The following is a 23,001-nucleotide window of genomic DNA, read 5'->3' as shown; positions in this document are numbered from 1 at the left end:
CCAGGTCCACCTCCCGTCGGCGCCCGCCCACGGGTCCATAGAGGAGTCGCCATGAGTGCGTACAAGGTCGCCTACTTCGTCGGAAGCCTGTCGTCGACATCGATCAACCGAAAGCTCAGCAAGGCACTGATCCGGCTGGCGCCGAGCGACCTCGAGTTCACCGAGGTGCCGATCGACAACCTGCCCCGTTACAGTCCGGACTTCGACGGTTCCTATCCGCCGGAGGCGCAGGCGCTCAAGGACGCCCTGGCGGCAGCGGATGCGGTCCTGTTCATCACTCCCGAGTACAACCGCTCGATCCCGGGAGCGTTGAAGAACGCGATCGACTGGGCGTCGCGGCCGTGGGGGCAGAACTCCTTCGACCACATGCCTGCAGCTGTGATCGGTGCCTCGATCGGCCAGATCGGGACAGCCGTGGCCCAGCAGAGCCTGCGCGGTGTGCTGAGCTTCTGCAACGCCCGTCAGATGACGGCCCCGGAGGCCTATGTCCACTTCCGGCCCGAGATGTACGCCGAGTCCGGGGAGGTCTCCGACGACGAGACGGCCGGATTCCTACGCAACTTCATGCAGGAGTTCCGGACCCATGTCGAGCGCGTCCTGACGGTGCTCCCGCGGACCTCGCCGCGGTCCGCCCGCGACGACGAGCGCCGCCGTGAACCATCATGAAGCCGGGAGAGAGGCCGGATCCCGCCCCCATGGTGGTGGTCCGGCCGGACCAGGTTCACGGCACCTCGAATTCGAGGTCGGTCCAGCTGCACGACAGGTGCGGGCGGAAGCCCTTGCAGTGACGCGCTGTGCGGAGTAGAGAGATCAGGGAAGGGCCCGCGGCCCGCCGGGCTGCCTGAGCACGGAGGAGGTCGCACCATGTCTATGCGATCGACGCAAACCCCAGAGTCCCCAGTCCCGTCGGGTGGTCCGCCTCGCATGACCGCGAGGTCGATGGCGATCTGGGGGACGGTCGCGGTCGTCGGCGCCGTCTGCTGGGCCGTCCTGGCGCTTTCTCGCGGGGAGGAGGTCTCGGCGCTGTGGATTCTCTTCGCTGCCCTGGCCTCCTATGCCATCGCCTACCGCTTCTACGCCCGTTTCATCGCCTACCGGGTGCTAGGGGTCGACGACACTCGGGCCACACCGGCGGAGAGGTACGACAACGGCCGTGATTTCGACGTCACCCATCGTCACGTGTTGTTCGGGCACCACTTCGCCGCGATCGCCGGGGCGGGTCCCCTGGTCGGTCCGGTGCTTGCGGCCCAGATGGGCTATCTGCCCGGCACGATCTGGATCATCGTCGGCGTCATCCTGGCTGGTGCCGTCCAGGACATGGTCGTGCTGTTCTTCTCGATGCGCCGCGACGGCAAGAGCCTGGGTCAGATGGTACGCGAGGAGATCGGCGTGGTGGGCGGCATCGCCGCACTCATCGCGGTCTTCGCGATCATGATCATCATCCTGGCGGTGCTCGCACTGGTGGTCGTCAACGCCTTGGCTGAGTCGCCCTGGGGCGTCTTCTCGATCGGCCTGACCATCCCCATCGCCCTGTTCATGGGCTACTACCTGCGAGTGCTGCGCCCCGGCCGAGTCTCGGAGGTCACCGCCATCGGGGTCGGGTTGTTGCTGCTCGCCATCATCGGCGGGGGTTACGTCGAGCAGATGGGTCTCGAGGACGCCCTGACTCTCTCCAAGGAGCAGCTGACCCTCGGGCTGGTCCTCTACGGCTTCATCGCCTCGATCCTGCCGGTCTGGATGCTGCTCACCCCCCGTGACTACCTGTCCACGTTCATGAAGATCGGCGTGATCGTGCTGCTCGCCGTCGGCCTCGTGCTCGCGGCCCCGGTCCTGCAGCAGGAGGCGGTCACCGACTTCGCGCGCGAGGGAACTGGGCCAGTGTTCGCCGGCAAGCTCTTCCCGTTCGTGTTCATCACCATCGCATGCGGCGCGCTCTCGGGCTTCCACGCGCTGATCTCCTCCGGCACCACCCCCAAGATGGTGGCCAAGGAGAGCCAGGTCCGGATGATCGGCTACGGCGGCATGCTGATGGAGTCGTTCGTGGCCATCAGCGCACTCATCGCGGCCTCGGTGATCGACCCGGGCCTCTACTTCGCGATGAACAGTCCCGCCGGTGCCACCGGCGGCGACCCGACCACGGCCGCGGAGTTCATCGCCGGACTGGGCTTCACCATCACGCCAGATCAGCTGACCGCGGCCGCCGCAGCAGTCGAGGAGCAGACGCTCATCTCCCGCACCGGCGGGGCTCCGACACTGGCGTTCGGCATGTCCCAGGTCTTCACCGAGGCATTCGGCGGCGGACTTGCCGCGTTCTGGTACCACTTCGCGATCATGTTCGAGGCGCTCTTCATCCTGACCGCGGTCGACGCCGGCACGCGGGTGGGCCGCTTCATGCTTCAGGACACCATCGGCAACGTCTGGCCCAAATACGCCGACCTCTCCTGGAAACCCGCCTCCTGGTCGGCGAGCGCCGTGGTGGTCGGCCTGTGGGGCTACATGCTCTACGTCGGGGTGACCGACCCCCTCGGCGGCATCAACCAGCTCTTCCCGCTCTTCGGCATCGCCAACCAACTGCTCGCCGCGATCGCCTTGACGCTGTGCGTGACCTTGCTGATCAAGCACGGCAAGGTGAAATGGGTGTGGGTGCCCGGCGTCGGCCTCGCCTGGGACCTCATCACCACCATGACCGCCAGCTACCAGAAGGTCTTCTCCGACAACCCCGCCATCGGCTACTTCACCCAGCGTGAGCGCTACTCCGACGCCCTCGACGCCGGGGAGGTGCTGGCGCCGGCGACCAGCACCGACCAGATGGAGCAGGTGGTGTTCAACTCCACCCTCAACGGCACTCTGCAGGCCTTGTTCGCGTTGCTCGTGATCGTGGTGGTGGCCAATGCGTTCCTCATCTGGGTCAAGGCCGTCCGCGCCGGTGGGCTGCCCACCACCGAGGTGCCGTGGCAGGAGTCGCACCTGGTCGCCCCGTCCGACTTCGTCGCGACACCTGCTGAGAAGGAGGCCGTCCGGGAGTGGGAGGCCGCCGGGCACGGCGCCGGATACGGAGGTCGCTGATGAACGGCATCACGAGGATCGCGCGCACGCTGCACTGGTACGTCCGACAGTTCACGGGCGAGGCCAAGTGGGACGAGTACGTCGCGGAGTGCGCGGCGTTCGGTGAACGGCCCATGACCCGGCGCGAGTTCGAGCACCGACGGGATCATCAGCGCGAGCACTCGCCGGGAGCACGCTGCTGCTGAGCCGACCCTACGGTCGGCTCCGGTCAAAGAACCGCCGATACTCCACTGGCGTAGGCGTGACTGGCGGCCACGATGCCTCGAACGGTGGCGAGCTCGTCCTCGTCACGAGGGCCATGGACCATCGTGAAGCCGGGGGAGAGGCGGGTTCCGGCCCACATGTGGGGTCGCCCCCAGCCCTTGGTGGACACGTCGGCGGCCAGGTCCGGGGGTAGCACGAGGTGCAGCGACTCGTCGTATTCCGGGTGCAGGTGGGCGAACTCCCCGACCTGGGCGACGAGGTGGGCCTGTTCGTCGTCGGAGCCGTCGCGGAGGGTGAAACCGCGTGCGCCGGGCACCGAGATGCGGGAGGGCCCCACATCGACGCCGGGAAGGGGGCGGAGCTGCTCGTCGAGGCGTTCTTGGAGCTCGCCGGGTGCGTTCTGGGTCTGTTGCTGCTGGGGGATGGTCCAGCTCACCTCGGGACGCGATCCGACACGGGCCGGAAGCTCGCCGGTGGGGAGGGTCGGCCACGTCACCTGTGGGCGAGGTCCGGCGGGGGTGGCGCCGTGGTGGTCGATGAACGCGAGTCGGTGGGCGATCCAGTCACCGAGGTGGTGGACCGTCGCGCCGGTGAGCTGGTGGCCGCCGGGCTGGCGCTGGGCGACAGTGGGGGCACCGGATTCGGACAGTAGGTAGTCCCAGGTCCGGTCGAGCAGCTCGCGGGGGATGACATGGTCCCCGTCGCCTTGGGCGACGAAGACAGGCAGGTTGGCGAGTTGCCCGGGGTCGGTGGCGAGCCCGGCGTCGAACGGCAGGGTGCCGTAGAGCACGGCGGCTCCGGCGTAGCGGGCGGGGTCATCGAGCACGAGGCCGCCGGCGAAGGCGGCACCGCCGCTGAACCCGACCAGGAGCACCGGCCGACCGGCAGGGGCGACCTGGTCGAGCCAGGTCCGGAACCAGTCCATGGTGGTGCGCAGCGAGTCGGCGAGCGGGCGCCCGATGCCGCGGTTGGCGAACCAGGCGTAGCCGCCGCCCTCGGCGATGGGGGCGCGGACGGCGGCGTATACCGGTCCGGCCGGCAGGTCCGCGGCAAGGCCGAGGATCTCGGTCTCGTTGGAGCCACGCCCGTGCAGCAGGACGGCGAGCGGAGCCGCCGGGTCGGTGCTGCCGTACGTCGCGACGACGGGCGACGAGAACGTGCCGCTGGTCATGACCCGTCCGCCGCGCCCAGCGGGACGAGCTCGCCAGCGGTGCGGACGCCGCCCCATCGGGCGACCTCGCCGGCGAGGTCGAGCCGCTCGATGGGGGCGGCGTTCTCGTACGCACCCCAGTGGGCCTTGGGCAGCATCCACATCACCTCGAACTCGTTCCCGTCCGGGTCGGCGCCGTAGAGGCTCTTGGTGGCCCCGTGGCTGGACTCCCCAGTCAGCGCGCCGAGGTTGGCCAGGGTGGCCCTCGCTTCCTCGAGCTCCTCGATGGTGTCGACCTGCCAGGCCAGGTGGTAGAGCCCCAGGCTGCCGCGCGGTCGCGGCGGCTGGGCGCCGACCCCGAAGAGGCCGAGGTCGTGGTGGTTACCCGAGCGCGGCAGCCGCAGGAATGCGGCGTTTGCACGCGGCTCGCGCGCCATGACCGTCATGCCGAACGCGGCGGAGTAGAACGCGATGCTCCGCTCCAGGTCGGCCACGTACAGCACAGCGTGGTTGAGGCGGACGGCGTTGACGGTCATCGTTGCGCTTCCTTCTTCTAGTGATGTGGTGTTGCGAGGGGAGGCCGGGTCAGGCGATGACGCCGAAGCCGCCGGTCCAGGAGACCTTCTCGTTGGCGGCGAGGGTGAGCTGCAGGAAGCCGACGGCCTCGAGCTCACGGGCCCTCTTCAGGGCGCCGGCGTCGATGGCGTCGATCCCACCGGAGGTCAGGACTCCGGCCAGGGTGGACTTGGCGTCGGTGTCGTCACCGGCGATCAGGACCGTGGTCGTCAGGGGGCCGACGGTCCCGGCGGCAAGGGTGCCGGCGAACGTGGTGTTGAACGCCTTCAGCACGCGCGAGCTCGGTAGGGCCTCGGCGATCACGGCAGCCGCGGAGCTGTCCGCGGGAACGACGAGGGAGTCGAAGGTCTCGAAGTTCAGCGGGTTGGTGATGTCGACGACGATCTTGCCGGCCAGCTGGTCGCCGCGCTGCGCGATGACGTTGCTGACGGCCGGGTAGGGGACGGCGAGGACGACGATGTCGCCGGTCACCGGGGTGTCGAGGTCGTTCTCGCCGAGCTGCTGGACGCTGTGTCCGCCCTGCGCGGCGATGGCGGCGATGGCCTGGCCCATGTTGCCGGTGCCGAGGATCGAGATGGTCGTCATGGAGTGTGCTCCTTGAGGGGTGTTGATCGAGAACCAATTTGGTTGTTGCTTCAACTAACACTGTACACGGTTTGGTTGTTCCGTCAAGTAATCGGCTAGGCTCCTGCTCATGGAGACGCGGTGGCTCGACGAGGCGGAGCGTGAGGCGTGGTTGCGACTGGTGGCCGTCGTCGAGCTGCTGCCGGGGGTGCTGGACGGGCAGCTGCGAAGCTCGGCCGGGCTCACGCACTTCGAGTACTTCGTGCTCGCGATGTTGTCGGAAGCGCCTGGGCGCACGATGCGGATGACGACGCTCGCCCAGCGCACGAACGCCACACTCCCGCGGCTTTCCCACGTCGTACGACGCCTCGAGGATCGCGGCCTGGTGAAGCGGGTGCCCTGCCCGGAGGACGGCCGCGCCACCAACGCGCTCCTCACCGAAGCCGGGTGGAACGCGGTGGTTGACGCCGCACCCGGACACGTGGACACCGTGCGCACCCACGTGCTCGACCCCCTCACGCGCAAGCAGCTCGAACAGCTCCGCGGCATCGGGGATGCGCTGCTCACCAAGCTCGACCCTGAGGGGCGGATGACCGCTCTGTACGACCCGGGCCGCGACGACTAGCTCCGTCCCGGTGCCGCAGATGCCAGCGTGGCTTGCTGTGGAGGCGTGTCAGACGTCGGGAGGCCGCGCTGCCGACTGGCTTTCCCTGCGGACGTTGCTATGGTCGTTGTCATGGAGGGAAGCACGGTGTTCGTGTCGGCGATGACGTCCGACCGTTCCTACCTGCCCTCCCATGTGGCGTCGGGTGCTGCGCTGCTCGCATTGGAGCTGAGCGAGGAAGCCCGCGGCATCAGTGGTCTTGACGTGCTGCGACGCAGCGTCGACCGCGCACCGCCGACGCAGTCCTGAACTGAGCACTCTGGGTGCCCGCGCGGCGGCGTACCCGTTCCTTCGCGCACCCTGACGACCCGGGCTGCGTGACGTTCCTCAAGGACTGATCGTGACCGCCAACCCCATGTCCGCAGCGACCCCGGGCGCCGCCCCCAGCCTGATGGCGCTTCCCCAGCCAGACCCTGGACAGCTCGCGACGCCCCAGGGCGTCGACGACCACCTGTCCCTGCTCGAAGCGGCCCGGCAGGCACAGCTCGACGCCCTGCCGCCAGTCCCGCCCGACGTCGTCGGGGCCGCACACCGCGGCACCGTGACCTGGATCCTCCAACAGATCCGCACGGCTCGACAGCGCTTGGGCGCGGGGCTTTTACGGCATCTGCGCCCGCTGCGAGACCCGCATCCACGCCAAACGGATCGAGCTGCAGCCCTGGGTGATCACCTGCACTGCTTGCGCCCCGCCCGACCGCCCTGTGAGCCGTCCCGTTCCCGCCATTGAAAGTGAGTGACATGACTCAGCGCGTCGCCGTCGTCGGAGCCGGGATGGTCGGTCTGTCCACGGCCTGGTTCCTCCAGGAGCACGGCTTCCACGTCACCGTCTACGACCGCGATCACGTCGCGGCCGGCTCCTCGTGGGGCAACGCGGGATGGCTCACCCCTGCCCTGACGGCGCCCCTGCCCGAACCTGCAGTCCTCAGCTATGGCGTACGGGCGGTGCTCAGCCCCTCCTCACCCGTCTACGTGCCGCTGCGACCGGACCCCCGGCTGCTGCGGTTCCTCACACGCTTCGCCCGCAACAGCACCGCGCGCCGGTGGGGTGTGGGGATGCGCGCGTACGTCTCCATGAACACGCGTGCGCTGGCGGCGTTCGACGAGCTCACCGACGGCGGCGTCGACGCCACCACTCACACCGCGGACCCGTTCCTCGCCTGCTTCCGCACACCTGAAGAGCGCGCGCCGCTGCTGGAGGAGCTCGAGCACACCCAGACCGCCGGTCAAGACGTGAAGTACGACGTCCTCACCGGCCACGAAGCCCGCACCGCGGAACCCGCCTTGTCCCCCGCGATCGGTTCCGCGGTGCGGCTGCACGATCAGCGCTACCTCAACCCACCGGCGTTCCTCGCCGCACTCGCAGACGCAATCGTCACCCGTGGCGGCCGCATCATCGAGGCCACCACCGTCATCGGTGTCGAGGAGATGGCTGGTGGCAGTTCCGTCACCGGCAGCGAACCCCAGGAAGGCGCCGACCGCTACGACGTCGTGGTGCTCGCCCACGGCGCGTGGCTGGGCAGCTTGGCCCGCCGCTTTGGCGTCCGGCAACCGGTCCAAGCCGGCCGCGGCTACTCCTTCAGCGTCACCGGAGACCTGCTCCCGGCCGGCCCGGTGTACTTCCCCACCCAGCGGGTCGCGTGCACCCCACTGTCCACGCCGACCGGCCCAAGGCTCAGGGTCGCGGGAATGATGGAGTTCCGCGCCCCCGACGCCGCCCTCGACCGGCGCCGCATCGACGCGATCGTCGCAGCCACCCGGCCGCTCCTGAACGGGATCGACCTCGACGAGCGCCGGGACGAGTGGGTCGGCTCCCGTCCGTGCACCGCCGACGGACTCCCACTGATCGGGGCAACCGCCGAGCCGCGAGTGTTCGTCGCCGGCGGCCACGGCATGTGGGGCATCTTCCTCGGCCCGCTCACCGGAAAGCTGCTCGCGCACCAGATCGCGACCGGCACCACCCCGCCCGAGCTCATTCCCTTCGACCCATTGCGCTAGCCGGACCTCACGCTTGGAAGGACGCACGACATGGACTCACACACCCCCTCGACCGCTACCACGCCTGCTACCTCCTCGACGCCTCCCGAGGGGTCGCCTCGCCCGGCTCGCCGCGTACGCCCGGAGCTGCGGTTCTGGGCCTACTTCGGCTCCTCAGCGGTGTGCGCGATTCTGATCCCCATCGTCGTCGTGGCCGTCGCACAGCTCACCGACGACGGGCCCGCCAGGATGCTTCTCACCTGGCTCATCGCCATGCTCATGGGGCTTGCCGTGTACTCCTCCACCGCTGCCACCCACGCTGCGCGGCGCATGCGGTAGGCACGCAGCGCTGCCCTGCCGTCAGCGATCAATCATCACTCGAAGGGGTGGTAACGGGAACGGAACGAGGAGACGATGAACTCGTCTCGAGGCGCTGGGAGGTGACATGTTGCCGGGTTGGGTGTCGGCTGTGCTGTGGGGGATCGTCGTGGTCACGCTCGGGGCCTGCGTGATGCACGTGCTTGCCGGGCGAGCCGAGCAGGTGCCGATACCGGCACTTACTGCTGTAGTCCTCTCGGCATATGCGCTCGCGCTCGGCCGGACCTCACACCACGAGTGACCACGACCCAGACGAACGAGTCCGGCAGCAGGAGGCGCGGACGCATGACCACCTTGCTGACTCTCGGGCACGGCGAGGCCTCCCAATCACGGCTCGTCGAGCTGTTGGTGTCTGCCGGGGTAGGCCTGGTCGTAGACGTGCGACGCTTTCCCGGCAGCAGGCGCCACGCCCACATGGCCCAGGACGAGCTCGAGCAGTGGATGCCTGCGTCCGGCATCGCATACCGATGGGAGCCTCGGCTGGGCGGCCGTCGCCGGGTCCCCCGCGATGCCGCAGGCTCCGACCCGTGGTGGCAGGTGGAGGCGTTCCGGGGCTATGCCGCGCACACCCGCACCGAGGAGTTCGGGGCCGCGGTCGTCGACCTCCTCGCCCACGTCTCGACGCGTCGCGACGACCGGGTCGCGATCATGTGCAGCGAGTCGCTGTGGTAGCGCTGCCACCGCAGACTCATCGCAGACGTCGTGGTGTTGCTCCACCAGCTGCCGGTGCACCACCTGAGTCACGACGGCAAGCTGACCGAGCATCCCCCGGCAAGCGGAGCCCGTGTTACTGCCGACGGGCTGCACTACGACCTACCTGCCCGACCAAGCTGACACCGCGCCGACGCTGGCTGCGAGCGATGTCGATCCCACCACTTCCCGCGGGGGCACACGACTGACTGGAGAGACGGAACCGGCAGCGTTCGCGGACTGGCTGGAACGGGTCCCGGTTGACCATCTTGCCGTCGACCGGCAAGAACGCACGACGCACGTTGTCCGTTGGACCGCCTACTCGCCAATGGCCGCAGGCGACAGAGTCGGTAGCAATCGGACAAACCCCGGCCCGCGTCGAAGTCAGGAGATTCGAGATGCTGCGTCCAAGCACTGGGACCATACTCGTGGGTTACGACGGCTCACCCGATGCCGAGGCCGCGCTCCAGTGGGCCGCTGAGACAGCCTCGCTGGAGGGCGACACCGTTCGCGCAGTGATCGTGGACCGCGAAGATGGTTCACAAGAGGTCGACCAAGATCTGGCTGCAGATGAGGCGATGCTTGCACAGGTGGACGCGGTCCTAGCCGCAGCAGCGGTCACGGGCGCGGCCGAGCTGCATCCAGGAGCCGTGACGGCCGTGCTGATGCGCGAAGCCGTCGATGCGATCATGCTGGTCGTCGGAAGCCAGGGGCACGGATGGGCGGCCGAGACAGTGCGGGGGTCTGTCAGCCAGCACCTGGCCAGACACGCGCCCTGCCCGGTGGTCGTCGTACGAGCCGCTGAGCGCCCGGAGGCAACACGCATCGTCGTCGGAGTCGACGGTTCCGAGGAGAGCCACGCGGCGCTCGAGTTCGCCTGCCGTCGAGCCAGCCTCACCAATGAGTCTGTGGTCGCGTTGTACGCCTGGAAGCCCGGACGCATCAACTTGGATGGGCGCGGGCAGTTGCCGCGCCAGCTCGCCAAACGCTCACTGGCCGCGGAGGCGGCGCTGGCCGAGTACGTGGAGGACCTGCGCGCAGAACACCCCACCGTGGCGCTCGAGATGGACACGATCGCCGTACGCCCTGCACTGGCGCTGACCGATATGTCCGCAAACGCCTCGCTCGTCGTGACCGGATCGCGCGGACGCAGCGGGTTCAGCAGCCTTCTGCTCGGATCGGTCAGTCATCACGTGCTGCACTCCGCCCGCTGTCCAGTCGCGGTGGTCCGCTGACGTCAAGGACGCGATCTTCGTTCATGGACTCGGTCGCCTCCTAGATACCGCGTCGACGAACTGACTGGCGAGCGTTCCTGCGGCCTTACGTGCGGTGAGCTGCCCGCTCGAGCTCAGGGCCCGATCATCGAAGCGACCGTGGGCACCAGGGTCACCTGCGCCCGGATCCCAGAGGTTGTCGCGTCGGCCCGGGTCGACTGGTTCGGCCAATTGCTGGCCGTCATAGCCGGTGTGAGCCAAGTAGTGGTCAATCAGTCCGGCGCTGATGCGGTTGGCGGTCAGCGCGAACACTGTGGATCTTCCGACTTTGAGCTCCTTGGGCGCATGCTTTGCCGCCCACAGCACTGCTTCGGCTGCGACCTCGGGTTGGTAGATCGGTGGCACGGGTTGGGGATGGCCTGGGAGCCGGCTGCGGACCCATGAGAACTGTGGCGTGTTGATCGCCGGGAGCTGCACCATGGTCACCCGCACCCGGGTGTGGTCATGCAGCAGTTCGCACCGCAGGGACTCGGTGAACCCTTCGATGGCGTGCTTGGCGCCGCAGTAGGGCGCTTGCAGGGGGATTGCCCGGTGAGCAAGGGCCGAGCCGACTTGCACGATGGTGCCGCGATCGCGGGGTCGCATCCGGCGCAGCGCGGACAGCGTGCCGTGCACGTAGCCGAGGTAGGAGACTTCGGTGACTCGGCGGACTTCTGCGGCTGTCAGATCCTGAACGGGTGAGAAGACCGACACCATGGCGTTGTTGATCCAGACGTCGATCGGTCCCAGTTGGGCTTCGGTCGTTGCAGCAGCAGCCTCGACGGCGTCGGCGTCGGCGACGTCCGCGCGGATGACCAGCGCCCGCCGGCCAAGGGCTTCGACCTCCCTGGCCGCAGACTCCAAGCCGTCGCGGCCGCGGGCAAGGAGCGCCACGTCGGCGCCCCGTTCGGCGAAGGCCCGGACCACCGCCCGGCCCACGCCTGCGCTGGCCCCCGTGACGACAACAGTGGGCATCTCAGCACTGCCCTTTCGCTCAGGCCTGGCTCCAGCATGCGAGCCAGGGCGATCACGCTGGTCTCTCCGGCGGGTGGCCGCCTGCCTGGCCGACGTCTATTCGGAAGGTACGAAGAATCAGGCCCCGGCCGCGGACCGACGGAATCTGCATCCGCGGTCGCCGTCTGTCAGGCGGCCGTGACCGACGCCCGGGCCTGCTGGCGGCTCGTGTTGCGACGCGGCACCGTGCTCAGACCCGGATGTCGGCGAGGGCGATGCGTGCGTTCCTGAATCTTCCTGTTGCTTCTTGGCCGACCCAGGTTCGGATGGTGTCGATGGATTCCCAGTCGTTGACGTGCATGCCGGCGACGATCTGGTTGTGCCGGATCCAGAACGCGGTGATGACGCGGCTGGCGAGGTCGCCGCGGATCACGACTTCGTCATAGCCGTCGGGTCCGACGTGGCCGACGTACTCCATGCCGAGGTCGTACTGGTCGGTGAAGAAGTAGGGCTGTCGCATGTAGGGCGCGTCGCTGCCGAGCATCGCGCGGGCTGCGTGGCGGCCCTGGTGGATGGCGGAGTCCCAGTGTTCGACGCGGATCCGACCGATGAGCGGATGGTCGTGGTTGGCGACGTCGCCCGCGGCGTAGACGTGCGGGTCAGAGCTGCGGAGGCGGGCGTCAACCAGGACGCCGTTGTCCGTGGCCAGGCCGCCCGCCGCCGCCAGCTGGTCGTCGGGTTGGGCGCCGATGCCGACGAGGATCAGGTCCGCGACCAACGTGTGACCGTCTGAGAGGCGGACCTTGGTCGCTTGTTGGGTGGGCACCATCGCCGCGACAGCTGTTGCGAGGCGCAGGTCGACGCCGTGGTCGCGGTGGAGATCGGCGAAGAGGGGCGCGACCTCCGGTCCGAGCACGCGAACGAGCGGAAGGGTTGCGTTCTCGACCACGGTGACTGTCGCTCCGGCGTGCCGGGCTGCGGCCGCGACCTCGAGACCGATCCACCCCGCGCCGACGATCAAGACGTGGCCCGCGAGCCGAGCCCTGAGGGCCAGCGCGTCGTCGAGGGTGCGGAGATGGACGACATCGGCTCCCGCATGGCCGGGCAGGGGAAGACGCCGTGGGGTGGCGCCGGTGGCCAGCAGCAGCCGGTCATAGGAGATCTGTCCGCCCGTGACCGTGACATGGCACGTGTCCAGGTCGATGCCGGTGACCGTGGTGCCGGTGAGTACGTCGACCTGCTGATCGGCATACCACTGGGCATCGTGGACGAACACCGAGGAGGGTTCAGCAGATCCGAGTAGGATTCCCTTGGACAGCGGAGGGCGCTCGTAGGGCAGGTGGGACTCGGCGCCGATGAGGGTGATGTCCTCGCTGTATCCCAGATTGCGGACTTCCTCGACCGCGCTTGCGCCGGCGAGTCCGGCTCCGATCACGACGACGTTCATGCTGTTCTCCTGGTGAGGGCGAGGAACTGAAGGGGAATGTCCTGGACCAGAACCAGCTCGTCATGGTCCTCCTCGTTGGGGAAGGTGGTGAGCTCGAAGTCGGGCCCGTTGGTCATCTCGATCAGGGCCTGCGCCATTCGCCTGGGAGTCTCCACCAGGTTCTCGTCACTGAGGTCCAGGCCGAGGGCGGTGAGAAGGTTGGCAGCCGTCATCTCGGCCGCACCCTGGTCGACATCCGGGTGCGGTTGTGCAATGCGCGGGCGCCAACCTCGGGCAATAGATCCGTCCGGGGACAAGGCGGCGCTGGTCACGCCGGGGCCTTGTCGCGGCGGTCGGCGGCGAGCGCGGCCAGGGCCACAGCGGCTACAAGGAGGCCGAAGTCGCGCAGGGCGACGTCGTAGTAGTCGCCCAGCGACACGAGGTTGACGATGATTCCCGCCAGCCACCCGGCCACCAAGAGGGCGCCGTAGCGAGGCGCGACGGCGACGGCGACCCCGGCCACAACTTCGATGACGCCGACGGCCAACATCGCTTGGTGGGCGGTGCCGGGGACGAGGTCGTTGATCCAGGGTGCGAGGTAGTGCTCCCAGTCGGTGAGCAGGCTGGCGAACTTGTCCAGGCCGAAGGCGATCGGCGCGATCGTGAACACGGTGCGCAGCAGCAGGAAGGCGCGATCGGCTCCGACCTGGGTCGGCGCAGTATGGGCAGGGGTGGTCGTCGCGGCCATCGGAGACTCCTCAAGGGTGTCAAAGCGAGCTCTGATCTAGATCTCGTCATCGCCACTGTGCGCGCCTCGAAGCCCGCGATCACCGCCACAGATCGGTCGACAACCTCGTGACTTCGTTGCCGAGGGCGGGCAGATTCGTGTGCCCACACTCGACTCTCTCGCGCGCAGCGGCTCGGCTTCCCACTGTCAACCCGGCATCCCGTGGTCATAGCTGATCCCGTCGCTTTCCCAGGGCAAGTCTGCCGAGGCCAAGCAACGAAGGGCCTCGGACTTGACCGGTCCACACCCATGCAGGACGACGTCCTGGACAGCCACGATGGAGGAACTCATTCAGTGGCCGTGCCCGGGCCACCTCTTCCAAGGAACTCCCATGACGCTGGTTTCCGACCGACCGCCGATCCCGTCGCCTGTCGTGCCTGCCGTTGGCGCGGACTGGGACATTGTCGACGAATGGGGCCTGCAGTCGTTCCCGGCCAGCGACCCTCCCGCCAATTGGTGATCACCGTGAACGCGACGGTCAGGAACGGCGTGATGGCTCCTTGTTCTCCTCCGTACTCACGCAGCCGCGGAGGTATCGACGCGGTTTCCTTCGACCAACCGGGTCGAAGGAAACCGCGTGGGCAACGACCCAAGGGACGGGGCGGAGCCAACGGTCCCGCATGCGCATTGCCTTCTGAGTTCGTCGAGGCGGCGCGCGGCGAGTTGAGGCAGCAGCGGACATTCCGGATCAACCAGTTGATCCAGCTGGATGCCACTCGTCCTGTGGCGGTGGCCGGCACCGTGCGGAAGGAAGTCCACGCAAAGCTGAATGCCGGCGCCATGACGGTGTTGTCCGACATCGACTCCGCGCTACGTCGGATCGAGCACGGCACCTACGGGTGCTGCCAAGGTTGTGGAAAGCCGGTGTCCCTCCAGCGGCTGACCGCGCTGCCCATGGCACCACTGTGCGGTTCGTGCCAGCGCGCCGCGGGTAAGAGGTCAGCGTTCGATGACACCAACCAGACATGACTCTATTGACCACACCACCATGAGCCAACTTCAGCAGCTTCACGCCGAGCAGGGCCAGAGCCCGTGGCTGGACAACCTCACCCGCGAGGACCTCAGCAACGGCCGCCTCGCTCACTTGGTCGCGGACGGGATCCGCGGGGTGACGGCAAACCCGACCATCGTGGCCAAGGCGATCGAGTCCTCGGACGAGTACGACGAGCAGTTCGCCTCCCTCGTCACAGCGGGCCGTTCGACCGTGGAGGCCTACTGGGAGCTGGTCGCCTCCGACGTCTCGGCTGCCTGTGCCGTCCTGCGGCCGGTCCACGACGACGCCGGCGGCATGGACGGCTTCGTGTCCGTCGAGGTCGCCCCAGACCTGGCCGGCGACACCGAAAGGACGATCCGAGCGGCGCGACGCCTGCACCAGCGCATCGACGAGCCCAACCTGATGGTGAAGATCCCGGCCACTGCCCAGGGTGTGCCCGCGATCGAGGCGATGACTGCGGAGGGGCGCAACATCACCGTCACGTTGATCTTCTCCCTGAGCCGCTACGCCGAGGTCATCGACGCCTACCTCGCCGGGCTGGAGTCGTTCGTCACGACCGGTGGCGACCCGGCGCAGGTCCACTCTGTCGCCTCGTTCTTCGTGAGCCGCGTCGACACCGAGGTCGACCGACGGCTCGAGGCACACCGAGGAGCGAGTGCCGCGGCACTACGTGGTCGTGCCGCCGTTGCGCAGGCCAAGCTCGCCTACCAGATGTTCCAGGATTGTCACTGCGGCAGCAGGTGGGAGCGCCTGGCCACGCTCGGCGCACATCCGCAGCTGCCGCTGTGGGCCTCCACGTCACCCAAGGACCCCGGACTCCGCGACACCGACTACGTCGACGAGCTGATCGGCCCACGGACCATCACCACCCTTGCCGAGGCCACCGTCGATCAGTTCGAGGACCACGGGGTCGTGGCTCGCACCGTCGACACCGGCGCGGAGGAGGCCCGCGACGTCGTCCGTCGGTTGGCCGACCTCCACATCGACCTCGACGATGTGGGCCTGGGGGTGGAGCAGCAGGGAGTGGAGAAGTTCCGACGCTCCTACCAAGGCGTGCTCGAGATGCTGGACGCCAAGGTTCACCAGCTCGACCGGATCTGAGATGGACTGGTCCGGTTGGGCGCTGTTCGGGCTGCTCGCCACCACTGCGCTGACCGCGGTGATGATCACCGCGCAGCTCGCGGGACTGACCCGCCTCGACCTGCCGCTGGTGCTGGGAACGCTGCTCACCGAAGATCCCGACCGAGCACGGGTCGCCGGATTCTTCATCCACCTGTTCGTGGGACAAGCCTTCGCACTGGGATATGCGGCGGCATTCGCACAGCTCGGTCGCGCCACGTGGTGGCTCGGGGCGCTGCTCGGGATGCTCCACGTCGCGATCGCGCTGCTCGCCATCCTGCCCCTCCTGCCCGGGGTCCATCCCCGGATGGCCTCCGAGCGGGCAGGGCCGGCCAGTACGGCTGTGCTGGAGCCGCCGGGACTGCTGGCCCTCAACTACGGCATCCAGACGCCCGCCGTCGCGATCATCGCCCACCTCGTCTACGGCACCGTCCTGGGCGTTCTTCTCGAGGTCTCCTGATGCGCGTCGAGCCGCGTCCGATCGAGGACTACGGGCTTCTCGGGGACACGCGCACCGCGGCCCTGGTCTCGTCCGACGGCGCGATCGACTGGCTGTGCGCGCCCCGGTTCGACAGCCCACCGGTGTTCGGTCGGCTGGTCGGCGGGCATGCCGCCGGAACCTTCCAGGCAGGACCGGCCGAACCGGCAGCGGTCCTCACTCGGCACTACCTGCCACACACAGCGACGCTCCAGACCACCTGGCAGGTGGGCGGCGGGCGACTCACCCTGACCGAGGGGATGGTGGCCGAGGTCGCTGGTCGCCTCCTGCCGGCCACGGTCCTGGTGCGGCGCCTGTCAGCCGAGGGCCGTGCCGTCGAGGCAAGGATCGACTTCGACCCGCGCCGAGGCGAGCAGCACGCGGCGCCGCGCGTGCGGCGCCGCAGCGGCGACCTGCTGTGTGAGTGGGGGTCGCTCGCGCTCTCCCTCTCCTGCGAGCCCGACCTGGACGTCGAACCAGGGCGGCCAACCCTCATTCGCATCACCCCGGGGCGGCCCGTCACGCTCGTTCTCAGCGTCGCCCAACGCGAGCCGGTCATCCACGTCCCACCGGCGACCGCGTGGCACCTCCTGGACGAGGACGGCAGGCGTTGGCAGGCATGGGTCGAGGAGATCGACGAGCGGCTGCCCTTCCGCGACGTCGCGATCCGCAGCCTGTTGACCTTGAAGCTGCTGACGTACTCGCCCTCCGGAGCGCCGGTGGCCGCGCCCACCACCTCGCTGCCGGAGCACCTCGGAGGTGGCAGGAACTGGGACTACCGCTTCGCCTGGCCCCGCGACGCCAGCATCGGTATCGCCGCGTTCCTCGGCGTGGGCAAGGTGGACGAGGCACGGCGGTTCCTCGGCTGGCTGCTGCACGCCGGTCGTCTGCAGCGCCCCCGACTCGGCGTGCTGCTCACCCTCGACGGCCGGCAAGCACCGCGCGAGCGCGAGCTCGAAGGGTGGCCCGGCTATGCGCAGAGCGCTCCGGTACGCGTCGGGAACGGCGCGGCTGAGCAGCATCAGCTGGACGGCTACGGCTGGGTCGTGGACGCAGCGTGGGTGCTGGTCCAGAACGGCCACCATCTCTACGGCGAGACTTGGCGGATGGTGTGCGGGTACGCCGACCTCGTGGCCCGCCGCTGGCAGGAACCGGACGCCGGCATCTGGGAGCTCCGCGCGGCCGCCGCGCACCACGTGCACTCCAAGGTGATGGGCTGGCTCGCCCTCGACCGTGCGCTGCGGATCGCCGAGACGCATCGAGCCTCCGTGCGCCGTCTCCGACGCTGGCGGAGCGCCAGGGATGCGATCGCCGACGACGTACGGACCCGCGGGTACGACCCGGCCACGGGCACCTACACGAGCGCCTACGGGTCCCGGGACCTCGACGCCGCGCTCCTGATCCTCCCGGTCATCGGCATCGAGGACACCGACTCGCCCCGGACAGCAGGCACCATCGCCGCCATCCGGGCAGACCTCACCGCGGGCGGCCCGCTGCTGTACCGCTATCCACCGGGCCGCGACGGCCTTGTCGGCGCCGAGGGTGCGTTCCTGCCGTGCTCGTTCTGGCTGGTCCAGGCGCTGGCTCACACGGGACGACGCCTCGAGGCCCTGGGTCTGTTCGAAGCGCTGCTCGACCGCGCGAGCCCGCTCGGACTCCTCGCTGAGGAGATGGACCCCGCGACCGGCGCCCACCTCGGCAACTACCCCCAGGCGCTCACCCACGCGACCCTCGTCTCCGCCGCACTGGCACTGAAGGACACCGCGCCGGAGACGTAACCGGGGTCGGTCCACCTTTGCTCAGGTGGACCGACCCCGGCGCCGAGCGCTCAGTTGAAGCGGTGCGGGAAGGTGCGAATGATGCCGGCGCTCAGCACGTCCGCCATGCCCAGGATGTGGTGGTGGATCTCGTCGTAGTCGGCCACGCTCTTGGCGTACTGACCGGTGAGCTCGTGGCTGGCCTCCGCGAGCGTCTGGTCGAGGTGGCCCCTCATCGCCGCGCGCATGGCGGCCTGCGGCCAGTAGCGGGGGTTGGCCGCGGCGAGGAAGCCCGCGATGTCGTCGGAGTTGGCGTACCACGCGGCGTGGGCCTGCGCGAAGGCTGCGTCGTCACCAGCCTTGGCGGCCTGGAGCAGCTCGACGGCGATCCCGATGTGGTCCTTCAGCAGGGCGGTCAGCTCGTCACCGGCGGCCTTGCCGTAGAACGGCTTGATGGCGTCCCCGATGTCGTCCTGGTTCTTCAGCAGCCGCGTGGCGGTGGCGTCGAAACCCGCGGAGCCGTCGGCGAAGGTCACGATGGCGAGGCGGGTCCAGGTGACGTGGTCCTCCCAGAGCTTGCGCATCTCGTCCTGGAACGCGGCCGCCTGGGGCTTGGCCGCGAGCGCAGGGGCGGCGTGGCTGTGGCCGGTCTCGGCGTGGGCGGCGGGCGAGGAGTGCCCGGTGCCGAACAGGGTCGTGGCCAGCGCGGTGGCCAGGGCCAGCCCGACCAGGAGGGCGGGGAACACGCCACGGCGGCCGGTCAGGATCGATGTGCTCATCAGTATCTCCTTGGATGGATGTGCCGCACCGCCACGGTCGCCGCGGCCACCTCTAGCAAGGAGACGGTCGTGCCGAGCGTGTCGAACGGCTCTGGGTGTGCGACGAGACCCGGGATGCCGCTGGTCCGAGACAGGAAGTAGGCGCCGGCGACCGCGAACAGCAACCCCGCAACCGCGGCCGAGACGGAGGGGCCGGGGTTGAGGGCGAGGGCGGACGCAGCGGCCCCCAGCGCGAGCGTGGCCAGCGAGAACGCGAGCGCCATCGGGAGCGACTCGCGCGCGTGGGGGACGACGAGCGCGCCGTGCACGCCGCCCGAGGCTGCGCACACCGCCGCGCAGAAGGCTGCGTCGTCGACCTCACTGCGCCACCAGGCGGGTGTCGATGATGATCCGGTGGAGAGGGCCATGACTGTGTTGGTGTGATCAGCCCGCGAACTTCTTACGCGGGTCGCTGGGCGGAGCCGAGAACGTGCGTCCAGCGGCACTACAGATATGACCGCTCACACGTGCAGTTGCATCTTCCGATCGACGTCCTCCCTGCTCGCCGGTGAACGTCCTCTCCAAGACGTGGCGCGATGCGCGGCGCTGTTCTCGCACAAGCCGATCCTTCCGAGAACTACGGTCCCGGAAACCCAGCCTCACGATGCCCGGTCTCTCGCAGAGAGTCCCTGTGGGGGATCGGTCGACTACGGTCCGCTTCATTGCCCGTGGTTGATCGGCAGATCGCCGGAGTCCACAAGCACGTGTTGCCGACGGCGGTTCGGGGCCACCAGGCGAAGGTGACCTGGAGCCGCTGCGGCATCTCGCGGGATTGGCCACCCAGGGCAGAGTGACGCTGCTGACCGCCGCGAAGCGGATCGAGATCAGTCAGGCAGCCGTGCTGATGCAGTTGCTGACCGCATAACCGCCAACCGACGGCTCCGCCGAGGAGACGAGTGCGGCTCCCGCGCGAGCTCGGGGTACTGCACTCAGGCAGCGGAGCATGCTCGAAGCATCCTCGGCGTTGCGTTGCGCTGCCGGTACCCGGCAACCCGGCACAGGAACAGTCGCCGATCTCGGGCATCACGGAGGAGTGCTCGCGCGCGACACAGTTCGTCGTGAGGCCGGACGAGCAAGGTCTGGGAGGACGTCGACGAAGGCGCTGGGCACTCCACACGGTGGGGCCACCGGGCCGAAGGAAAGAGGGATGAAGATGAGCTTGCTACTTCTGATCGGACTGGTAGGCGCCTTGGCGCTGGTCATCGCCGCGTCGAGCGTGCGCGTGGTCAAGCAGTACGAGAGAGGCGTCGTCTATCGGTTTGGGCGGGTGCGCCCAACGCTGAGGGGGCCAGGTCTCGCGCTGTTGATCCCGGTCGTTGACCGGCTGGAGAAGGTCAACATGCAGATCATCACGATGCCGGTCCCGGCGCAGGACGGGATCACCCGTGACAACGTCACCGTGCGGGTCGATGCCGTCGTCTACTTCAATGTGATGAACCCCGTCCGGGCGGCCGTGGATGTGCAGAACTATCTGGCCGCCATGCAGCAGGTCGCGCAGGCCTCTCTGCGCTCGATCATCGGCAAGAGCGACCTCGACGACCTGCTCTCCGATCGAGAGCAGCTCAACCGGGGCATGGAGATCATGATCAACAGTCCAGCGATCGACTGGGGCGTCCACATCGACCGGGTCGAGATCAAGGACGTCGCGTTGCCGGACACCATGAAGCGCTCGATGTCGCGGCAGGCCGAGGCCGAACGGGAGCGACGCGCCCGGATCATTACCGCGGACGGCGAACGCCAGGCATCCGAGAAGCTGGCGGAGGCCGCGGAGGTCATGGCCGAGCACCCCGCGGCACTCCAGCTGCGGCTCCTCCAGACGGTGGTGGAGGTCGCGGCGGAGAGGAACTCGACCCTGGTTCTGCCGTTCCCGGTCGAGCTGTTGCGATTCCTCGAGCGGGGGACGCCAGCCGAGCCGGCCAAGCCGAGCACGCCCGAGGGCATTACCGTGAGCGACCCGCGGACACGCCAGATCGCTCCGGAAAACGCCGCGTCACCACACTCTGACGCCCAGGCTCCAGCCGGAAAGGGCACGTACTCACAGCCGCCCGCCTGGGGATTCATGCCGGACCAGTGCGGTTGAGCGGTGAAGCCCCACCTGCCGACCAACGCGGAAGCAACCGACATGGCAGGGGCATGAGGACGTTGGTAGCGCGCTCAGAGCCGCGCGAGGGCACGCGACGACACGAACTGACCACACCAGGCAAGGTCGGAGATTGAGACCGATGAACGACCGGGCGCAACAGCCGACTCCTGAGCACGGCCAACCGCGTGCGCGGGCAGATCATTCTCGGCTCCGCGGGCGAAGTCGTTCCGGACGTTCCCGCCCGGATGAGGAGGTCGAGAAGAAGGGTGTCGAGTGCTCGGCTCGGGTTACGTCATCGGTGGTGTTCGTGTCTGAGCTCGGTCGTTCAGTTGGGTTCTACCGGGACATGTTCTCGTGCGAGGTCACGATCTTGAGTTCCGGTGCGGCCCTGCTTCTTGCCCCGGGCGGCTTCCAGATCTACTTGATCGCCAAAGGAAGCAGGGCGTCACACCCGTTGGGCGGAATTGGTGTGCAATACCTGATGTGGGCCGTGGAGACCGCTGGCGCGTTGGCTGACCTGGAACAGGCCATCAAGGACCGTGGGGGCAGGACCTCCAGGACCTACACCTACGCGGGCGGCGGGGTGAGCTTCCTGGAGAGCCGTGACCCTGACGGCATCCGGATCCTGGTCGCGTATCCCAGCCCCGAGAGGCTCCCACGCTCGCTCGTGGAAAGCCGCCTGCACTCGTGAGGTCGTCGCAGCAGGACCCAAACCAGTTGCCCCATCGGCGCATGGACCGCCGGAGTCGATCTCGACCTCCTAGGACCCCACGGTTGGAGGTGGAAGGTCGTGCTCGGGCCAGCCGAGCAGCTTCGCACCCAGGACCGCCGCATGCAGGGTGAACCGGTGCTGTGGGTCGGTGGCGTCGAAGCCGGTCAACGCCCGAACTCGAGCCAGCCGGTAGGTGACCGCCCGCACCGACAGATGCAGCTGGACGGCGGCGGCCGTGGCGACCCCGCCACAGTCGAAGTAGGCCTCGAGCGTGTCGAGCAACGGACGGGCACCGCCACGCGCGTGGCGGAGCGGGTTGAGGGTCGAGTGGACCAGGTCGACGATGGCCGGCTGGTCGCGGAACAGGACCCGGTAGATCAGCAAGTCCTTCGCCTCCACGATCGGAGTCTCCAGGCTCAACCGTGCCGCCGTGGTGAGCCCCTCGCGAGCCTCCTCATACGAGCGCGCGATTCCATAGGCCCCCGGGTGCGCGCGACCAACAGCGACGCGCCACGGCGAGCCACGCCGAAGGCGGCTGAGCTCCGCGTGGATGAGAGTGCCGAGGCCGGCTCGCGTCGCGCGCCGATCCGTCCCGGACTGCGGGTCGTCATCGGCCAACGCGATGACCACGACGAGGCCGTCCTTCGTGGCCACGAGCACGTCCCGATCCCCGAAGCGGTCCAGCACCACGCGTTCCAACGAGCTGATCGCGGCGTCGATGACGGGCAAGCGCCGCTCTGGTCGTGCCAGGGCCACCTGGTGGGCGCGAGTCAGATCCAGTCCGAACGGTTCGGCGCGCTCGACGAGCTCGCCGAGGTGGGCGTCGCCACGAAGCAGGTCGTCGATCAGCTCTCGTCGAAGCGATTCCTCGCGTCGCACCAGTTCGCGGCCTGCTTCGCCGTGTCCCTCGGCGAAGGCAGCCACCGCATCCTCGACGACCTGGAGCACCGCCTCGGCGGCTGCTCGTACAGCCGCGCTGTTGCGTATGCGGACTACCGCCGGGAGCTCGTCCCACACCCGTCGGGCAGCGGAGAGGTACAGGTTCACCCCGTGGCCGGCGGAGACGCCGGTCTCGGCGGCGCGCCGACCGAGCAGGCGCACCGCAGCGAGCTCGCTGCGGGCGGGTCGGCGCCCCGAGATGGCGGCCTCGGCGAGCATCCGCAGGTAGTCGCCGAGGAGCTCCTCAGAAACACCGCCAGCGTCGTGGCAGGCCGCCTGCGCCACTTGGCGCAGCCAATCGTCGTCTCCGACAGCGGCCTCCGTGTCCTTCGCGGCCCTCCGGTTCCCCCGCGTCGAGTCGTCCGCGATTCCCATCCTGCATCCGTTCACCCTGCCGAGACGAACCCATTTGGCC

Annotated in this window: 26 protein-coding genes; 16 read left to right on the top strand and 10 right to left on the bottom strand. The window is 68.7% G+C overall.

The features are described 5' to 3' along the window. Positions 1 to 51: 51 nt before the first annotated feature. The 3 genes from J3P44_RS08950 to J3P44_RS08940 all read left to right on the top strand — a co-directional run bounded on the left by J3P44_RS08950 (position 52) and on the right by J3P44_RS08940 (position 3,251). Positions 52 to 666, top strand: coding sequence for an NADPH-dependent FMN reductase (locus J3P44_RS08950; RefSeq protein ID WP_255889961.1), 615 nt, complete (start codon positions 52 to 54; stop codon positions 664 to 666). Between the two features lie 258 nt (positions 667 to 924). Then, the gene (locus J3P44_RS08945; protein WP_255889960.1) at positions 925 to 3,066 is read left to right on the top strand and encodes a carbon starvation CstA family protein; all 2,142 of its coding nucleotides are present in this window, start codon (positions 925 to 927) and stop codon (positions 3,064 to 3,066) included. Further along, positions 3,066 to 3,251, top strand: a complete 186-nt coding sequence (locus J3P44_RS08940) for a YbdD/YjiX family protein (protein WP_255889959.1) — start codon at positions 3,066 to 3,068, stop codon at positions 3,249 to 3,251. Before J3P44_RS08945 ends, J3P44_RS08940 begins: the two co-directional genes overlap by 1 nt. A 23-nt stretch (positions 3,252 to 3,274) precedes the next feature. Here the strand turns inward: J3P44_RS08940 and J3P44_RS08935 are convergent, their stop codons facing one another. From J3P44_RS08935 to J3P44_RS08925, 3 genes are read right to left on the bottom strand one after another with little or no spacing between them, the layout of a single operon-like run. After that, the gene (locus J3P44_RS08935) at positions 3,275 to 4,441 is read right to left on the bottom strand and encodes a luciferase domain-containing protein (protein ID WP_255889958.1); all 1,167 of its coding nucleotides are present in this window, start codon (positions 4,439 to 4,441) and stop codon (positions 3,275 to 3,277) included. After that, complete coding sequence (locus tag J3P44_RS08930) at positions 4,438 to 4,956, bottom strand: VOC family protein (RefSeq protein WP_255889957.1); 519 nt, start codon at positions 4,954 to 4,956, stop codon at positions 4,438 to 4,440. Before J3P44_RS08930 ends, J3P44_RS08935 begins: the two co-directional genes overlap by 4 nt. Positions 4,957 to 5,005: 49 nt before the next feature. Then, positions 5,006 to 5,581 (bottom strand): NADPH-dependent F420 reductase, encoded by a 576-nt coding sequence (locus J3P44_RS08925; protein WP_255889956.1) that lies wholly within the window; start codon positions 5,579 to 5,581, stop codon positions 5,006 to 5,008. 109 nt (positions 5,582 to 5,690) lie between these two features. Here J3P44_RS08925 and J3P44_RS08920 point away from each other — a divergent pair, with 109 nt between their 5' ends. The 7 genes from J3P44_RS08920 to J3P44_RS08895 all read left to right on the top strand — a co-directional run bounded on the left by J3P44_RS08920 (position 5,691) and on the right by J3P44_RS08895 (position 10,501). Further along, positions 5,691 to 6,185 carry a MarR family winged helix-turn-helix transcriptional regulator gene (locus J3P44_RS08920; RefSeq protein WP_255889955.1) on the top strand — a complete coding sequence of 165 codons (495 nt, stop codon included), beginning with the start codon at positions 5,691 to 5,693 and terminating at the stop codon, positions 6,183 to 6,185. A 111-nt stretch (positions 6,186 to 6,296) separates the two neighbouring features. Further along, positions 6,297 to 6,473, top strand: coding sequence for a hypothetical protein (locus J3P44_RS08915; protein WP_255889954.1), 177 nt, complete (start codon positions 6,297 to 6,299; stop codon positions 6,471 to 6,473). Positions 6,474 to 6,829: 356 nt separating this feature from the next. Further along, the gene (locus J3P44_RS25795) at positions 6,830 to 6,961 is read left to right on the top strand and encodes a hypothetical protein (RefSeq protein ID WP_372496533.1); all 132 of its coding nucleotides are present in this window, start codon (positions 6,830 to 6,832) and stop codon (positions 6,959 to 6,961) included. Position 6,962: 1 nt separating this feature from the next. Then, complete coding sequence (locus tag J3P44_RS08910) at positions 6,963 to 8,219, top strand: NAD(P)/FAD-dependent oxidoreductase (protein ID WP_255889953.1); 1,257 nt, start codon at positions 6,963 to 6,965, stop codon at positions 8,217 to 8,219. A gap of 30 nt (positions 8,220 to 8,249) precedes the next feature. Then, positions 8,250 to 8,537, top strand: coding sequence for a hypothetical protein (locus J3P44_RS08905; RefSeq protein ID WP_255889952.1), 288 nt, complete (start codon positions 8,250 to 8,252; stop codon positions 8,535 to 8,537). A gap of 324 nt (positions 8,538 to 8,861) precedes the next feature. After that, the gene (locus J3P44_RS08900) at positions 8,862 to 9,248 is read left to right on the top strand and encodes a DUF488 domain-containing protein (protein WP_255889951.1); all 387 of its coding nucleotides are present in this window, start codon (positions 8,862 to 8,864) and stop codon (positions 9,246 to 9,248) included. Between the two features lie 446 nt (positions 9,249 to 9,694). Beyond that, positions 9,695 to 10,501 carry a universal stress protein gene (locus J3P44_RS08895; RefSeq protein ID WP_255889950.1) on the top strand — a complete coding sequence of 269 codons (807 nt, stop codon included), beginning with the start codon at positions 9,695 to 9,697 and terminating at the stop codon, positions 10,499 to 10,501. 21 nt (positions 10,502 to 10,522) lie between these two features. Here J3P44_RS08895 and J3P44_RS08890 read toward each other — a convergent pair whose 3' ends face one another. From J3P44_RS08890 to J3P44_RS08875, 4 genes are all read right to left on the bottom strand, one after another. After that, complete coding sequence (locus J3P44_RS08890) at positions 10,523 to 11,494, bottom strand: SDR family oxidoreductase (RefSeq protein ID WP_255889949.1); 972 nt, start codon at positions 11,492 to 11,494, stop codon at positions 10,523 to 10,525. Positions 11,495 to 11,723: 229 nt separating this feature from the next. Beyond that, on the bottom strand, positions 11,724 to 12,920 hold the full coding sequence (locus J3P44_RS08885; RefSeq protein WP_255889948.1) for an NAD(P)/FAD-dependent oxidoreductase: 1,197 nt from the start codon (positions 12,918 to 12,920) through the stop codon (positions 11,724 to 11,726). After that, positions 12,917 to 13,231 (bottom strand): GTP cyclohydrolase I, encoded by a 315-nt coding sequence (locus tag J3P44_RS08880; protein WP_255889947.1) that lies wholly within the window; start codon positions 13,229 to 13,231, stop codon positions 12,917 to 12,919. The genes J3P44_RS08885 and J3P44_RS08880 overlap by 4 nt, the downstream gene beginning before the upstream one ends. Further along, on the bottom strand, positions 13,228 to 13,647 hold the full coding sequence (locus tag J3P44_RS08875; RefSeq protein ID WP_255889946.1) for a hypothetical protein: 420 nt from the start codon (positions 13,645 to 13,647) through the stop codon (positions 13,228 to 13,230). The genes J3P44_RS08880 and J3P44_RS08875 overlap by 4 nt, the downstream gene beginning before the upstream one ends. A 666-nt stretch (positions 13,648 to 14,313) precedes the next feature. On the opposite strand from J3P44_RS08875, the gene J3P44_RS08870 reads away from it, so the two are divergent. From J3P44_RS08870 to J3P44_RS08855, 4 genes are read left to right on the top strand one after another with little or no spacing between them, the layout of a single operon-like run. Continuing rightward, a complete protein-coding gene (locus tag J3P44_RS08870; RefSeq protein WP_255889945.1) occupies positions 14,314 to 14,655 on the top strand; it encodes a TraR/DksA family transcriptional regulator in 342 nt (113 codons plus the stop codon). Between the two features lie 19 nt (positions 14,656 to 14,674). After that, the gene (gene tal, locus J3P44_RS08865) at positions 14,675 to 15,781 is read left to right on the top strand and encodes a transaldolase (protein WP_255889944.1); all 1,107 of its coding nucleotides are present in this window, start codon (positions 14,675 to 14,677) and stop codon (positions 15,779 to 15,781) included. Between the two features lies 1 nt (position 15,782). Further along, complete coding sequence (locus J3P44_RS08860; protein WP_255889942.1) at positions 15,783 to 16,259, top strand: hypothetical protein; 477 nt, start codon at positions 15,783 to 15,785, stop codon at positions 16,257 to 16,259. After that, entirely contained in the window at positions 16,259 to 18,055 is a 1,797-nt protein-coding gene (locus J3P44_RS08855) for a glycoside hydrolase family 15 protein (protein ID WP_255889941.1), read from the top strand. Before J3P44_RS08860 ends, J3P44_RS08855 begins: the two co-directional genes overlap by 1 nt. 50 nt (positions 18,056 to 18,105) lie before the next feature. Here the strand turns inward: J3P44_RS08855 and J3P44_RS08850 are convergent, their stop codons facing one another. Together J3P44_RS08850 and J3P44_RS08845 are read right to left on the bottom strand one after the other, a co-directional pair. Further along, positions 18,106 to 18,813, bottom strand: a complete 708-nt coding sequence (locus tag J3P44_RS08850; protein ID WP_255889940.1) for a hypothetical protein — start codon at positions 18,811 to 18,813, stop codon at positions 18,106 to 18,108. Next, a complete protein-coding gene (locus J3P44_RS08845; RefSeq protein ID WP_255889939.1) occupies positions 18,813 to 19,220 on the bottom strand; it encodes a hypothetical protein in 408 nt (135 codons plus the stop codon). The genes J3P44_RS08850 and J3P44_RS08845 overlap by 1 nt, the downstream gene beginning before the upstream one ends. A 779-nt stretch (positions 19,221 to 19,999) precedes the next feature. On the opposite strand from J3P44_RS08845, the gene J3P44_RS08840 reads away from it, so the two are divergent. Together J3P44_RS08840 and J3P44_RS08835 are read left to right on the top strand one after the other, a co-directional pair. Beyond that, a complete protein-coding gene (locus tag J3P44_RS08840) occupies positions 20,000 to 20,932 on the top strand; it encodes a slipin family protein (RefSeq protein ID WP_255889938.1) in 933 nt (310 codons plus the stop codon). A gap of 310 nt (positions 20,933 to 21,242) precedes the next feature. Beyond that, positions 21,243 to 21,626 (top strand): VOC family protein, encoded by a 384-nt coding sequence (locus tag J3P44_RS08835; protein WP_255889937.1) that lies wholly within the window; start codon positions 21,243 to 21,245, stop codon positions 21,624 to 21,626. A 69-nt stretch (positions 21,627 to 21,695) separates the two neighbouring features. Here J3P44_RS08835 and J3P44_RS08830 read toward each other — a convergent pair whose 3' ends face one another. After that, entirely contained in the window at positions 21,696 to 22,961 is a 1,266-nt protein-coding gene (locus tag J3P44_RS08830) for a PucR family transcriptional regulator (protein ID WP_255889936.1), read from the bottom strand. Positions 22,962 to 23,001: the final 40 nt, after the last annotated feature.

It is taken from the genome of Nocardioides astragali (assembly GCF_024436375.1).
Taxonomy (GTDB): Bacteria; Actinomycetota; Actinomycetes; order Propionibacteriales; family Nocardioidaceae; genus Nocardioides; species Nocardioides astragali.
The sequence above is the reverse complement of the archived record's forward strand: the minus strand, read 5'-3'. Positions and strand labels throughout refer to the sequence as shown.

What these genes read in the sequence shown, in the direction of transcription:
- J3P44_RS08885 (WP_255889948.1), bottom strand. Translation starts at nt 12,920, where the DNA reads ATGAACGTCGTCGTGATCGGAGCCGGACTCGCCGGCGCAAGCGCGGTC.
- J3P44_RS08945 (WP_255889960.1), top strand. Translation starts at nt 925, where the DNA reads ATGACCGCGAGGTCGATGGCGATCTGGGGGACGGTCGCGGTCGTCGGC.
- J3P44_RS08855 (WP_255889941.1), top strand. Translation starts at nt 16,259, where the DNA reads ATGCGCGTCGAGCCGCGTCCGATCGAGGACTACGGGCTTCTCGGGGAC.
- tal (WP_255889944.1), top strand. Translation starts at nt 14,675, where the DNA reads ATGAGCCAACTTCAGCAGCTTCACGCCGAGCAGGGCCAGAGCCCGTGG.
- J3P44_RS08920 (WP_255889955.1), top strand. Translation starts at nt 5,691, where the DNA reads ATGGAGACGCGGTGGCTCGACGAGGCGGAGCGTGAGGCGTGGTTGCGA.
- J3P44_RS08900 (WP_255889951.1), top strand. Translation starts at nt 8,862, where the DNA reads ATGACCACCTTGCTGACTCTCGGGCACGGCGAGGCCTCCCAATCACGG.
- J3P44_RS08910 (WP_255889953.1), top strand. Translation starts at nt 6,963, where the DNA reads ATGACTCAGCGCGTCGCCGTCGTCGGAGCCGGGATGGTCGGTCTGTCC.
- J3P44_RS08930 (WP_255889957.1), bottom strand. Translation starts at nt 4,956, where the DNA reads ATGACCGTCAACGCCGTCCGCCTCAACCACGCTGTGCTGTACGTGGCC.
- J3P44_RS08950 (WP_255889961.1), top strand. Translation starts at nt 52, where the DNA reads ATGAGTGCGTACAAGGTCGCCTACTTCGTCGGAAGCCTGTCGTCGACA.
- J3P44_RS08935 (WP_255889958.1), bottom strand. Translation starts at nt 4,441, where the DNA reads ATGACCAGCGGCACGTTCTCGTCGCCCGTCGTCGCGACGTACGGCAGC.
- J3P44_RS08915 (WP_255889954.1), top strand. Translation starts at nt 6,297, where the DNA reads ATGGAGGGAAGCACGGTGTTCGTGTCGGCGATGACGTCCGACCGTTCC.
- J3P44_RS08925 (WP_255889956.1), bottom strand. Translation starts at nt 5,581, where the DNA reads ATGACGACCATCTCGATCCTCGGCACCGGCAACATGGGCCAGGCCATC.
- J3P44_RS08845 (WP_255889939.1), bottom strand. Translation starts at nt 19,220, where the DNA reads ATGGCCCTCTCCACCGGATCATCATCGACACCCGCCTGGTGGCGCAGT.
- J3P44_RS08840 (WP_255889938.1), top strand. Translation starts at nt 20,000, where the DNA reads ATGAAGATGAGCTTGCTACTTCTGATCGGACTGGTAGGCGCCTTGGCG.
- J3P44_RS08850 (WP_255889940.1), bottom strand. Translation starts at nt 18,813, where the DNA reads ATGAGCACATCGATCCTGACCGGCCGCCGTGGCGTGTTCCCCGCCCTC.
- J3P44_RS08860 (WP_255889942.1), top strand. Translation starts at nt 15,783, where the DNA reads ATGGACTGGTCCGGTTGGGCGCTGTTCGGGCTGCTCGCCACCACTGCG.
- J3P44_RS08875 (WP_255889946.1), bottom strand. Translation starts at nt 13,647, where the DNA reads ATGGCCGCGACGACCACCCCTGCCCATACTGCGCCGACCCAGGTCGGA.
- J3P44_RS08830 (WP_255889936.1), bottom strand. Translation starts at nt 22,961, where the DNA reads ATGGGAATCGCGGACGACTCGACGCGGGGGAACCGGAGGGCCGCGAAG.
- J3P44_RS08905 (WP_255889952.1), top strand. Translation starts at nt 8,250, where the DNA reads ATGGACTCACACACCCCCTCGACCGCTACCACGCCTGCTACCTCCTCG.
- J3P44_RS08890 (WP_255889949.1), bottom strand. Translation starts at nt 11,494, where the DNA reads ATGCCCACTGTTGTCGTCACGGGGGCCAGCGCAGGCGTGGGCCGGGCG.
- J3P44_RS08940 (WP_255889959.1), top strand. Translation starts at nt 3,066, where the DNA reads ATGAACGGCATCACGAGGATCGCGCGCACGCTGCACTGGTACGTCCGA.